The 12,341-nt window shown below is 49.5% G+C and carries 16 protein-coding genes and 1 tRNA gene; 2 read left to right on the top strand and 15 right to left on the bottom strand.

Translation table 11 applies throughout. The features are described 5' to 3' along the window. Positions 1–4 precede the first annotated feature (4 nt). The 5 genes from KIH86_RS00215 to rpsF all read right to left on the bottom strand — a co-directional run bounded on the left by KIH86_RS00215 (position 5) and on the right by rpsF (position 3,551). Entirely contained in the window at positions 5–1,924 is a 1,920-nt protein-coding gene (locus tag KIH86_RS00215) for an endonuclease MutS2 (RefSeq protein WP_223087863.1), read from the bottom strand. Positions 1,925–1,927: 3 nt separating this feature from the next. Next, a complete protein-coding gene (locus KIH86_RS00210; RefSeq protein ID WP_223110242.1) occupies positions 1,928–2,149 on the bottom strand; it encodes a hypothetical protein in 222 nt (73 codons plus the stop codon). 273 nt (positions 2,150–2,422) lie between these two features. Further along, on the bottom strand, positions 2,423–2,695 hold the full coding sequence (gene rpsR / locus KIH86_RS00205; RefSeq protein ID WP_038699819.1) for a 30S ribosomal protein S18: 273 nt from the start codon (positions 2,693–2,695) through the stop codon (positions 2,423–2,425). 21 nt (positions 2,696–2,716) lie between these two features. Continuing rightward, positions 2,717–3,211, bottom strand: coding sequence for a single-stranded DNA-binding protein (gene ssb / locus KIH86_RS00200; protein ID WP_223087870.1), 495 nt, complete (start codon positions 3,209–3,211; stop codon positions 2,717–2,719). Positions 3,212–3,263: 52 nt separating this feature from the next. Next, positions 3,264–3,551, bottom strand: a complete 288-nt coding sequence (rpsF, locus tag KIH86_RS00195; RefSeq protein WP_223087872.1) for a 30S ribosomal protein S6 — start codon at positions 3,549–3,551, stop codon at positions 3,264–3,266. A gap of 211 nt (positions 3,552–3,762) precedes the next feature. Here rpsF and KIH86_RS00190 point away from each other — a divergent pair, with 211 nt between their 5' ends. Next, positions 3,763–3,960 (top strand): YjzC family protein, encoded by a 198-nt coding sequence (locus tag KIH86_RS00190; protein WP_223087874.1) that lies wholly within the window; start codon positions 3,763–3,765, stop codon positions 3,958–3,960. 346 nt (positions 3,961–4,306) lie between these two features. Here KIH86_RS00190 and KIH86_RS00185 read toward each other — a convergent pair. The 4 genes from KIH86_RS00185 to KIH86_RS00170 all read right to left on the bottom strand — a co-directional run bounded on the left by KIH86_RS00185 (position 4,307) and on the right by KIH86_RS00170 (position 6,005). Beyond that, positions 4,307–4,397: transfer RNA gene (locus tag KIH86_RS00185), tRNA-Ser, on the bottom strand. 44 nt (positions 4,398–4,441) lie between these two features. After that, entirely contained in the window at positions 4,442–4,663 is a 222-nt protein-coding gene (locus tag KIH86_RS00180) for a DUF951 domain-containing protein (RefSeq protein ID WP_223087876.1), read from the bottom strand. Further along, on the bottom strand, positions 4,653–5,717 hold the full coding sequence (locus KIH86_RS00175) for a mechanosensitive ion channel family protein (protein ID WP_223087941.1): 1,065 nt from the start codon (positions 5,715–5,717) through the stop codon (positions 4,653–4,655). Before KIH86_RS00175 ends, KIH86_RS00180 begins: the two co-directional genes overlap by 11 nt. A 30-nt stretch (positions 5,718–5,747) precedes the next feature. Continuing rightward, positions 5,748–6,005 carry a DUF3343 domain-containing protein gene (locus KIH86_RS00170; protein ID WP_223087879.1) on the bottom strand — a complete coding sequence of 86 codons (258 nt, stop codon included), beginning with the start codon at positions 6,003–6,005 and terminating at the stop codon, positions 5,748–5,750. A gap of 114 nt (positions 6,006–6,119) precedes the next feature. Here KIH86_RS00170 and yyaC point away from each other — a divergent pair, with 114 nt between their 5' ends. Next, entirely contained in the window at positions 6,120–6,728 is a 609-nt protein-coding gene (yyaC, locus tag KIH86_RS00165; protein WP_223087883.1) for a spore protease YyaC, read from the top strand. On the opposite strand, the gene KIH86_RS00160 is transcribed toward yyaC, so the two are convergent. From KIH86_RS00160 to rsmG, 6 genes are all read right to left on the bottom strand, one after another. Further along, positions 6,700–7,200, bottom strand: a complete 501-nt coding sequence (locus KIH86_RS00160) for a DUF4446 family protein (protein WP_223087885.1) — start codon at positions 7,198–7,200, stop codon at positions 6,700–6,702. The genes yyaC and KIH86_RS00160 overlap by 29 nt on opposite strands. Before the next feature lie 123 nt (positions 7,201–7,323). Further along, on the bottom strand, positions 7,324–8,475 hold the full coding sequence (locus KIH86_RS00155; protein ID WP_223087887.1) for an aminotransferase class V-fold PLP-dependent enzyme: 1,152 nt from the start codon (positions 8,473–8,475) through the stop codon (positions 7,324–7,326). Between the two features lie 77 nt (positions 8,476–8,552). Next, complete coding sequence (locus KIH86_RS00150; protein ID WP_223087890.1) at positions 8,553–9,395, bottom strand: ParB/RepB/Spo0J family partition protein; 843 nt, start codon at positions 9,393–9,395, stop codon at positions 8,553–8,555. After that, positions 9,388–10,149, bottom strand: a complete 762-nt coding sequence (locus tag KIH86_RS00145; protein WP_223087892.1) for a ParA family protein — start codon at positions 10,147–10,149, stop codon at positions 9,388–9,390. The genes KIH86_RS00150 and KIH86_RS00145 overlap by 8 nt, the downstream gene beginning before the upstream one ends. 121 nt (positions 10,150–10,270) lie before the next feature. Continuing rightward, positions 10,271–11,086: a nucleoid occlusion protein gene (gene noc, locus KIH86_RS00140; RefSeq protein WP_223087896.1), complete on the bottom strand. Its 816-nt coding sequence runs from the start codon at positions 11,084–11,086 to the stop codon at positions 10,271–10,273. 526 nt (positions 11,087–11,612) lie between these two features. After that, a complete protein-coding gene (gene rsmG, locus KIH86_RS00135; RefSeq protein WP_223087898.1) occupies positions 11,613–12,332 on the bottom strand; it encodes a 16S rRNA (guanine(527)-N(7))-methyltransferase RsmG in 720 nt (239 codons plus the stop codon). Positions 12,333–12,341: the final 9 nt, after the last annotated feature.

Here is a 12,341-nt window from a genome sequence, read left to right as displayed (position 1 = left end):
GTGATTAAAAATCCAAATCTTCCTTTTCTTTTACAATCATTAAACCATCTACATGCTTGCGGCGCATCAGATTGCGTTTCTTCCGGTCTTCTTTCGTTTCGAACACGATATCCAAATCATAATCCTCCGGATACAGTTCTTCCTTGGATAGGTAAGGCTTCAGCCGTTTATGGTTGAATTGCATTTTATGCTTCTGCACCATCACACCGACCATCCCCTTGGCATCGCGCTCACGGTAGACGATCCCCGTTCTCCCCAGGGACGTAATAAAGACTGCATCTCCGATTTGATAAGCGGGAAGCTTCGCCTCGGTTTCCGGCTTCTTAGCGTTTTTTTCCCTATCGTTTGACTTCTCCTCTGCCCCGTACTGGAAATGAAGCTGACTTCCCCCTGTCTTCATTTCTTTCTGAATGCCGGTAATTTGTCTGGCGCGCTCAATAACCGAGCTTTGAAGCCCCAGCTTCTCGGCTATTTGCAGCGCATAGCTTTCCCCCGCTTCCCCGATCTTAAGCTTGTATAGCGGTTGTAAGGTTATGGGATCGAATTCCATCCTCGCGTTCTGGAACTGCGGAGCAGCTGCCGCGAAAGCTTTCAGTTCATTATAATGCGTCGTCACCATCACATTGGCGCGCTTGCGGCTGAGCTCCTCCAACAAGGCAATGGACAAGGCGATGCCCTCGCCGGGGTCTGTTCCGGCTGCCAATTCGTCAATCAACAGCAGAACACCCTTTCCTGCCGCTCTCAGCATTTCATCTACACCCTTCATCTGTGCCGAGAACGTGCTGAGCGACTGGGTCAGGCTCTGGCCATCGCCAATCAGGCTCATCACATCCCAGAACACGGGGAACTCGCTTTCCGGAGCCGCAGGAATCAGCAGGCCGGACTGAGCCATCAGCGCCAGCAAGCCCACGGTCTTCAGCACCACAGTCTTTCCCCCGGTATTCGGTCCTGTAATTACCAGTGAACGGTACCCTTCACCGAACTCCACGCAGATGGGAACCATCCCGGGCAGCATTGGATGTCTTCCCGCGTGCAGCTTCAGTATGCCTTGGTCATTGCAGGCAACAGCCTCTGCCCCCATCGCAAGTCCGTATTTGGCTTTGGCGAAAATAAAGTCATACACGCCTGTGATCTCGATGTTCAGACGAAGACTGTCCTGTTCCCGTTCGATCAACCCAGTCAGCAGGCTCAATATGACGCTCTCCTCCCGTGCTTCCTCTGCCGTCAGCAGGCTCAGCTCACTCTGGAGCGCAGCGACCTCGTCAGGCTCGATGTATACCGTCTGCCCGCTTGTCGACTGGTCCAATACATGACCCTTAACCTGCTTGTGGTATTCCCGCTTAACCGGTATCACATACTTCTCGCCTCTGACACTGTACAGATTCTCCTGCAGGATCGAGGCATGACGCGCCATCACGCTCTCGATCTTCTTGACCAGCCGCTCCTTTGCGGTACGCTTGCGCTTGCGCACCTTCTCCAGCGCCTTGCTCGCACTGTCTTCAATAACTCCGAAGCGGATGCAGCGCTCGATTTCCGCCTTAACCTCTTTCAATTCGTTAAGCGAGGAAGCATACGCGCCGATTCGCGAAGAAGCATCCTTCGAAGCCATGTACTTCCGCAGCTGGGCACAGCTGTTCAGGAAGACCGCCACCGACGTCATATCCTGCTCATTGAAGAGATAGCCTGTGCCGAGCAGAGACATGACCCACTCGATTCCCTCCATTGAAGGAAGCGGAACGCTGGAGCCTTTCATCAACAGTTCTTTGGCTTCGCCCGTCTCTTCCGCGGCTTTCTTGATCCGGGACAGCTCCGTCATCGGCTCCATTTGCTGAACCAGGGATTTGCCGGCATAGGATACGGCGTAACGTCCGAGCTCTGCCTTGATTTCGTTGTACTGCAGCATTTCCTGACTTGCGTTATGCATGATCTAACCCTCCTTTTGGATACAAAAAAAGGCAAAGAGAGCCGCTGCGGCTTCTTTGCCTTTGTCTTTAGGAATGTCCCCCTGCCTTGGGATGATGAAATGCTCTGCGTCTTGTTGCAGCAAAAAAGCCGTGCTCCAAGAGCACGGCTTCATCATTTCAGGCGAAAGAACAGTCCCGAAGAGGCTGTTGTCGCTTTGCGTGTTCTTAACTAACTCATTCACCATCCTGGATCTAAGCGCACTTAAATAAAGCTTAGGTGCAGCTTGAATTCATCCAATCAGGCAATATGAAATTGCTTAGTTAAGAACGCTCACCGACATCAAAATTTCCCCTTCACTATAGGTTGCTTATAATTTACACCATTTTGCAGGTATGGTCAATCCACATCTTCCAGCAGCCTCTGCTTATCGCTCGGCCACCCACTCATCGCCAGCAGCATCACAAAAAACGGCCGCCTGTCCTCATCAAGAGGATAGACGGCCGTTCCTTATGCCAGCTTACTCCGTAGTGTAAGGCAGCAGGGCGATCTGACGGGCACGCTTGATTGCGATTGTCAGAGCGCGTTGGTACTTAGCGCTTGTACCAGTTACACGCCGAGGCAGAATCTTGCCACGCTCGCTGATGAATTTCTTCAGCAGTTCCGTATCTTTATAATCAATGTGAGTAATCTTGTTCACAGTGAAGAAGCATACTTTACGACGCTTGTTGCGGCCGCCGCGGCGAGCCGGTCTCTTGTCGTTGTCTCCGCCTTCTCTTTGTTTAAAAGCCATTGTCTGTTCAGTCCTTCCGTATTAAAATGGCAAATCATCGTCCGATATATCAATCGGCTTACCGTCGCCCGAAAAGGGATCCTGATTATTGTTGCGCGAGAAACCGCTGTTTCCGTTACCGTTTCCGCGTCCACCGCCGTACGATGGAGGTTCAGGCATGGAGCCACCGCCGGATGCGTTGCCGCCTTCACGGTTCTGGGTGGATTCCAGGAACCGGACATTATCTGCAATAACTTCGGTTACGTATACACGCTTGCCTTCGTTATTCTCGTAATTCCGGACTTGTATGCGTCCCTCTACCGCCGTCAGCCGGCCCTTGCGCAAATAATTGGCACAGGTCTCTGCCAGCTGTCTCCAAGTAACGACCGGAATGAAATCCGCTTCACGTTCGCCGCCTTGGCTGGTAAAAGGTCGGTCTACGGCAAGCGTAAACTGGGTTACGGCAACGCCTTGAGGCGTATAACGCAGCTCAGGATCGCGGGTCAGTCGGCCGATCAGGATGACACGGTTCAACATAATGGGTTTCCCTCCTTTGGAGCGATGTTCTTACAAAGCGAACCTGGATGTCTTAGGCAACAACATCATTCGTGATGAGATAACGAATGACTTCGTCGGAAATCTTCATGATACGTTCCAGCTCGGCAACAACTGCAGGCTCTGCAGCAAAGTTAACCAGAACATAAACGCCATCACGGAATTTCTTGATCTCATACGCAAGACGTTTCTTACCCTGCACATCGTGCTTCGTAATTTCCCCGCCGTTGGAGATGATGCCTTGGAATTTTTCGACTGCTGCTTGAACGGCTTCTTGTTCAATGTCAGGACGAATAATGTACATCACTTCGTATTTGCGCATAACTTTCACCTCCTTATGGTCTAAGGCCCCTGATCGGGTCAGGAGCAAGGATCGAGCACAAACTCGAACTATAATAATATACCAAATCCGGAGCAGCGATGCAAGCCTGCTTTCTGTCTGAATATGGGGCCTGGCTTAAGCACATGAACCTCCATCGGGTCGCACACACTAAAGCGGCAGTTCCACTACAATTCAGACAGGAGGAAGAACTATGGGTGAGCAGACCGAATTCGAAAAGGGCGATAGAGCCCCTAACCCCGGACTTTATGTGGAAGTCGGGGAAGCCCGCAGCTTCCATACCCAAATCCAGAATCCCAGACAGATCCAGATGAAGAAAGGCGATCCGTTTCCGGAGACAGCCAACAAGAACCGCAAATGGAAGAAAGTCGAGAAAGCCCGGGTCCACTAATTTTATTAAGCGGCGATGTATAAAACTCCTCGTTCTTGTCCATTCTATACTTAGGCAGCGCGAGAGAGAGGTGTGGTTCCGTTGGACATCGTAAGCCGACACAATCACGAGGATACTGCTGCAGTCACTACAGTAGATAAAGGTAATACGTTGAAGGAGCGGTTCTAAAAAGCCAATCCGGAGTGTTCCTGACTCGCTTTAGCGTTTTGTACAGAGAGATCCAAAAATCATTCAAGCGCTGCTGACGGAGAGGCCCGAAAGGGCCTCTCTTTATGTGTCAATTTATTTGCCCAAAGCACAAAAAAACCTTCGTCTTCAAAGACGAAGGTTATTTATTAGCGCTAGGTGGCGGAGAGGGTGGGATTCGAACCCACGCACGCTTTGACACGCCTAGCTGATTTCGAGTCAGCCCCCTTGGGCCTCTTGGGTACCTCTCCGCAGCAAGATTTATTGTATCACGACTCCAGCGAAATGACAAGCCTTAATTTGATCCAAGCTCATTTTCTTTATTCTCGGCTGATCGCAATACTTTTTTTAAGTTTTTCTCGAATTTCGCTCTCGGAATCAGCACGCTGTGCTGACAGCCCGTACACTTGATGCGGATATCCATCCCCATCCGAATGACTTCCATCTCATTCGTTCCACAGGGATGGGGTTTCTTCATCTGAACGATATCGCCCAGCTGAAAGCTTTTACGTTCCATCCGGCTTTCTCCCTTCTGTCTGTTCTTCTCCGGCTGACTGCTCCAATACCCCTCTTTGCGCTTCTCTTCTTGCCTCTGTATCCTTGCTCCCCAGCCCGTGCTCCCTCTCTTCGCGGCTATCCGCCTTCCGCTTATCTTCTGCCCTGGCCTTCGCCTCTGCTTCAGCCTTCTCCTGTTCCGCCTTCTCAGCTTCCTTCAGCTGCTGCAGTTCAAGCGCCTTCTTGATATCGTTCTGAATCTGGCGCTCAGCGGCTTCTCTCCGATTAGGAAGCGTGTTGGCAGTCACCCTTACCACATATTCGGCAGTGGTCATGGATTGAATGCCGAGGATGTTCGGCACGGCCACCACATTCTCGTTGCGCTCCTCGATCCCCTCCATCGCCTGGGCGATTAGTCTGAGCGTCTCTTCGAGGCTGCGTTCGATTTTGACCGGAACATCAACAACCGCCATCGCATTCGACATCGAATAATTCGTCACATTGGCAATGGTGCCGTTCGGTATAATATACATTTCCCCGTTGCCGCCCAGCAGCTTCGTCGTCCGTAGCCCGATCATTTCGACGGTCCCCTTTATGCCTCCGGTGGAGATCACGTCCCCTACTGCGAACTGATCCTCAAGAATAATGAAGAAACCCGTAACTACATCCTTGACCAAACTCTGAGCACCGAACCCGATTGCCAGCCCCAACACACTCGCACTCGCCAGAAGCGGACCCAGTTCAAAATGAAATTCGGATAATACAAGCAGGATCATAATGAAATTACAAATGACCGTAACAGTATTCTTCAACAGTTCTCCAACCGTCGAGAACCGTCTTGTGTTCCCCAGAAACCGGCTGTCCGTCTTTCGTTCGATTGACTTATCAATCACGCCATAGACGACCTTAATGATAATCCGGGTTACGATAAAAATAAAAAGAATGCGCAGGCCCGAGAACAGCACATTCGTCCACATGTCTACATTCGTGAACCAATCCCATATTTTGTCCTTGAACTGTGTCGCCTGGTTGACCGCCTTATCGACGGTTTCCTGAGTCTCTGATTCCAGCAACATGTTCAGACCCAGCCTCATTCCTACTCCTCCTTATCCCTCAATCAGGGTATAGCCACCCTCTTTTTCATTTTTGGCATAGATGCCCCGTATTTCGATGTTTTGCTCCTCTATTAGCTTCTCCACTTCCGCCAGCGCATTGCTGAAGAATTGAATGGACATGGCGCAGCCGGCTGTAATCTCCTTTGGCGTCGGACAAATATCGATTTCAATTTCCGCATACTCCAGCAGCATTTCCGCCCGCAGTGCCTGCTGAGTGGAATCAAAAGCGATCAGCATTTCCTCGTTCATAAGTCACGCTCCTCCTAGGCATCAGGGCTCAACTCTTCCTACTGAAGTATAAAACCGTTCTTCCATCCATATACTAGCTATCATCAAAGACAATCACCCGGAAAGGAAGATGGTATGATTCGCTCCGCCAACCCTGCGCCCCTGCACGAAATGTCTTGTTTAAAAATATCACATACCGACCCTGAAATCTATTCGGCTCTCATCCATCGGCTGCTATTCCATCTCTCACGGGTTCGGCCTGGTTCGCCCGTTGTCATCGTCTGTATAGGCACTGACCGTTCCACTGGCGATGCGCTTGGACCGCTGGTAGGCACAGCATTGTCACGGTTCCACAGCCCTTTATTTGCTTTATACGGCACATTGGATCAGCCGGTTCATGCCGTCAATCTGGAGTCCACCCTAACCCTTATTGAATCCACCTATTCTCATCCTTATGTAATCGGCATAGACGCTTGTCTGGGACAATCCTCCAGCGTCGGATCTATTCAGATCGTGGAAGGCCCGCTCCGCCCCGGCGCGGGTGTTAATAAACAATTGCCGCCGGTCGGCGATATCCATATGACGGGCATCGTTAACGTCGGCGGCTTTATGGAGTATTTTGTCCTTCAGAACACCCGTCTCAGCCTTGTTATGAGGCTGTCGGAGATCATTGCATCCAGTTTATTCTCTGCATTGAAGCAGTGGCATACTCACTCTAAATCTGCTGCAGCGCAAGAGCAATAACTTCCTTTTCTTCTGGAGACAACGGATGGGACGATTCCCCCTGCTCCAGAGGTTTAGCGTAAATGTATGAATTGTCGCGGCTGTGAAGACTTGTAATGACGATTCCGCTGCGCCGGTCATCCAGGATGGCTAACGAGAAGCTGAGATCATTTCCCCGCTCGCCAAATGCGTTGTAGCGTTTGAGAGCGACCTTGCCCTTCATTCCTTTCAGCTTCTCCTGCAAATCCCTGAGCGCGTCTTCTTGGCGTCCATGCGCTTCCTCCAGCATATCGTTCTGATTCTTCAAATCGATCAGCAGAGTTTCCAGATCATCTATCCCGGTCCCCGACATCATGGCCTCATACTTCCGGCGCATCGTTCGAATTCTGCCTCCCTGAACAAGAACAAGAATAAACAAGATAAGCAGAATCAAGACTATTCCCGGAATTACCAATTGGATTTGATCACTTATGAATTGATTCATTTCTGACATCGAGGTAACCTTCCTTTTTGTTTAGCATTGCGCAGCAGCTGTTATCTCCATATTACCGTTTCTTGCGTCAATCGACCCTATGGATCTGTATTCATTCTATTTATCTTTTTCGCCCTTTTTCTTTTACCGGCGACCGAACATTTCCTTCATCGCATTCACCATTGTCACAACCTCATCCATTGTAGTGCTCACTCCCACACTTACCCTGACGGCACCGCTCTCCAGCGTACCGGCAGACTGATGAGCCAAAGGCGAGCAGTGCATTCCCGATCTGACGGCAATCCCATATTCACGATCCAGTCTATGAGCGATTTGCGCCGTCTCCACCCCTTCGATTACAAAAGAGAGCAGGCCGGTCCGTTCTTTACCGGCAGAAGGACCAAGCATAGTGATCCCCCGAATCCCACTCAAGCCATCCATCAAGTATTGGACAAATCCCCATTCATGCTCGTAAATCGCTTGTGTCCCGATCGACTTCACTTTTTGCACACCGGCAAGCAGCCCAGCGATACCAACCGCGTTCTGTGTTCCCGCTTCATACTTGTCAGGTCTTACATTTGGCTGCTCGCTATTCTCCGATTGGCTCCCTGTCCCTCCCTGCATCAGCGGTTCCAGATCGACATTGGGCGAAATATACAACCCGCCCGTCCCCTGCGGTCCCAGCAATCCTTTATGCCCCGGAAAGGCCAGCATATCGATATTCATCGCTTGTACATCAATTCCGACAGCTCCGGCACTCTGAGCCGCATCGACCAGAAAGACTGCTTCATGTCTTCGGGCCATTTCTCCAATCTCGCCAATTGGCAAAATGCTGCCCAAAAGGTTGGAGCTGTGACTGCAAATAACCATTCGAGTACGAGATCGGAATAAGGACTCCAGCTCCTGCAAATCAAGCCAGCCCTCCGAGTTCACCTTTACATAGTCTATGTCGATCCCTTTTGTTTTACGCAGATACTCTAACGGGCGGCGCACCGAATTATGCTCAGTCATCGTTGAAATCACATGGTCGCCAGGACGGAGCAGCCCGTGGATCGCCATATTTAGCGACATTGTGGTGTTGTGCGTGAAGGCGATATCCTGTGCATTTTTCACTCCAAACAATTCTGCCAGCGCCATTCTCGCCCTCACTATCACTCTCCCGGAGCCTACCGCCAGGGAATGATTCCCTCTCCCTGCATTCGCACCGGCGTCCAGCGCATCCAGCAATGCCTGCACTACCTCCGGCGGCTTAGGCCATGAGGTTGCCGCATGATCTAAATAGATGACTCTCTCCACCCTCGCATCTCCTTCCGAAAAAAACATATCCATACCTTATCCCGTCAAGGACAGATCGGATATGTTCTCGTGATCTTTTATTTGCTAAGCAATTCCAGCAGACGCTCCAGATCTTGGGTGCTATAATAATTCAATTCGATCTTCCCTTTTTCCTTACCATGTTTAATTTTCACTGTGGTCTTGAATCGTTCTCTCAATATTTCTTCAACGTTATCAATGTATGGATCACGTTTCACCGTCTTCGCCTTCAGCCCAGAAGCAGGTTTGCGATCTAAATTTTTAACCGCCTCTTCAAGCTCTCTGACACTCCAGTCCTGATCAACACACTGATTAGCCAGTTGTTTAATCAAAGCCGGTTCTTTCAAACCTACAATTGCTCTTGCATGACCCATCGAAATTGTTCCACGTGAAACATATTCCTTCACCTCATCCGGCAAGGTTAGCAACCGAAGAAAGTTCGCGATGTGAGGACGGGATTTGCCAACCTTAAGCGACAGCTCTTCCTGCGTTAAGGAGAATTGGTCCATCAATCCTTGATAAGCAACCGCTACTTCCATTGCGTTCAGATTTTCCCGCTGTAAATTCTCGATTAGGGCAATTTCCATCACTTGCTGATCGGTAAAACTTCGTACAACAGCCGGAATCGTCGCCTTGCCGCAGTACTGCGATGCCCGGAACCGGCGTTCACCGGCGATAATTTCATAGCCCTTCAGCACACTCCGAACAATGATCGGCTGAATCACGCCATGCTGCCGGATCGACTCTGCCAACTCCTGAATGCTCTCTTCCTTGAACTCTTTACGGGGCTGGTAAGGATTGGCACGAAGCTGTGCCAGCGGAATCTCGACAACCTTGTCATCCTCGTTGATCGATAAGGAAGGGATTAAGGCATCCAGCCCTTTACCCAAACGCTTACTCATAAGATACCACTTCCTTTGCCAGTTCAGTATAAACTTCAGCACCCTTGGAACGAGGGTCATAAGTGATGATGGACTGTCCATGAGATGGCGCTTCGCTCAAACGAATATTACGCGGAATAATGGTGCGGTACACCTTTTCCTGGAAGTACTTCTTCACCTCTTCGATAACTTGAATTCCCAGATTAGTCCGAGCATCGAGCATCGTTAAGAGCACGCCCTCAATACTAAGATGAGGATTCAAATTCTTCTGAACCAGGCGAATCGTATTAAGTAATTGGCTTAATCCTTCCAAAGCGTAATATTCGCACTGAATTGGAATGATGACCGAATCGGCTGCGGTTAAGGAGTTGATCGTTAAAATGCCTAATGAAGGTGGGCAGTCAATTAAAACATAGTCATATTGCTGCTTCAGTGTGCTCAGCGCTTTCTTAAGACGCAATTCTCGCGATATCGTCGATACTAACTCGATTTCCGCACCTGCCAGTTGAATGGTGGCCGGAATAATGTTCAGGCCTTCAATTTTCGTTTCAACCACAGCTTCTTGGGGGACGATGTCATCAATCAGGATGTTATATATGCAGTTCTCAACATCAGCCTTATTGATCCCCACACCACTCGTCGTATTGCCTTGAGGATCAATATCTACGAGCAGCACTTTTTTGCCTAAAGTGGCCAAGCCGGCCCCCAGGTTCACAGAGGTTGTCGTTTTGCCGACCCCACCTTTTTGATTTGCTATGGCAATGATTTTGGACACTAATTTCACCTCGGATTGTCGGAAAGATCATGAAGTAATATCAAGTTGTTATTGCAGCGGTTCAGCCGCAAAAAAAGGCGGCCGATCACCTCAAGGCCGCCTTCAGCATTTCATATCCGTATTATTTTTTGGGGATTTGAATAACAATTTCATAGTGATCGCCGCGGTCGTTTTCGGAGGTCTTAATTTCCATTCCAGACCCTGTGACCATTTCGATCGATTGGCGAATCGTATTCAGCGCAAGCCGGACATCCTTGGTATAGGAAATTCGTTTGGCTTTCTTAATCTTCGTCGCTTCTTTGTAAAAAGCGATCCGAGCTTCAGTCTGCTTCACATTCAGTCCCTTGGAAATGATCTCGCCCAAGACCTTCAGTTGCATTTCCTCGTTATCCAGAGAGAGCAGCGACCGTGCGTGTCTTTCGGTGATCTGTCTTTCCATCAGGGCCGTCTTCACCTGTTCAGGTAGCTGGAGCAAACGAATTTTGTTGGCAATAGTGGATTGGCTTTTACCCAAGCGCTGTGCAAGACTTTCCTGTGTCAGTTGATGAAGATCAATCAGCTTCTGATACGCGATAGCTTCCTCAATCGACGTAAGGCCTTCTCTCTGCAGATTTTCAATCAGCGCAATGGATGCAGCTTGTGAGTTATTGAAATCACGGATAATGGCCGGAATGGTCTCCATCCCAAGCTTCTTTACGGCCCGCCACCGCCGTTCTCCGGCGATGATTTCATACTGGGAGTCTTTCATCCGCACCACGATGGGTTGAATGACGCCATGAGTTTTAATCGTCTGGCACAATTCATCAATCTTTTCATCGTCAAAGATCGTCCGGGGCTGATAAGGACTGCTGATGACTTCATTCACGGGGATTTGTTTGATCTCTTCTCCGCTGCTTCGCTCGGTAAACCCAAACAGTCTGGTGAATTGTTCTTTCATTCCGTTCATTACCACCTAATTTCATTATAGTACGACGCTGCCCTTACCCGGAAACCCAATCGTACAAACCTTTATGTCCAGGCACATATCGCATAAAACATAAAAAGTCCCCTCATGATCCTGCATTGGCCATCATAAGAGGGTTCACCTTGTATAACAAAGGCGAATACGTTCGGTTAGCTATTTGTGCCTCTCTTGTTGTTTATTAACTTCGCGGTTACTCTATTATTCTATCACTTTTTGGTGGATAATCCTATTCTTCGTGCGGCCTTATTTTTCCTTTCTTTTCGCCATAAAAGGATTCTTTTCGAACGCCACCCTTTTGTGGGCATGCGTTTGGTGGAAGCGGCAAGTTGAAGCGAAGAGGCAGGCTGATCAGACACTGCCCTTTTGCAAGAGCACGTTTGGCAGGGGTTCGTCATTTATGACTAAATGAGCGGTTTTTATCCCTGCATCCAAAAAAAACCGCCCTTCTGTCGAGAGACGGTTTTCGTTATTATAATTGGAAATTGTTTCACGTGAAACATTAAAGCAGCGGCTGCTTGGCTGGCAGACCTGCTTTGCGCGGGTACTTGGCTGGGGTTGTTCCGTTCTTACGAACCCGTACAATATGCCGATTCGATTCTTCGATGGGAAGTTTGAAGGATTCGACCTTCACCAGTTCCGCCCGCAGCTCTTTCAAGCTTAATACAGATTCTGCCACTTCCTCTGTCGGGTCGCTGCCTTTCATGGCTGCAAACTCACCGCCTTTGCGAACAAAAGGAAGGCAAAACTCATTTAACAGTGCCATGCGAGCCACTGCACGAGCTGTAACCAGATCATAATGGTCTCGATGTGCCGGCAACCGCCCAATATCCTCCGCCCTGCCGTGCAAGAGTGTGACGCCCTGAAGTCCAAGTGTTTCACACACATGTTGGAGAAAAGAAATGCGTTTGCTTAACGAGTCTACGATCGTGAGCTGTACATGTGGAAAGGCAATTTTAAGCGGAATTCCGGGAAATCCGGCTCCGGAGCCAATGTCCGCCAGTGACTCAACTTTGTCCATATTCACGAAGAAAGAAAGAGACAAGGAATCGTAGAAATGCTTCGTATAGACCTGATCCCGTTCGGTAATACCGGTAAGATTCATTTTTTCGTTCCAGCTGACCAGTTCACGATAATAAGTCTCAAATTGATCAATGCGATCCGAGACCTCAAGCTGATGGTCGCCCAGCTGCCGGATAAATTGTTCCTGTATCGCGTCCATTACCTGTTC

The organism is Paenibacillus sinensis (genome assembly GCF_019904155.1).
Lineage (GTDB): Bacteria > Bacillota > Bacilli > Paenibacillales > Paenibacillaceae > Paenibacillus_AQ > Paenibacillus_AQ sinensis.
This window is presented reverse-complemented; position numbering and strand designations above follow the sequence as displayed.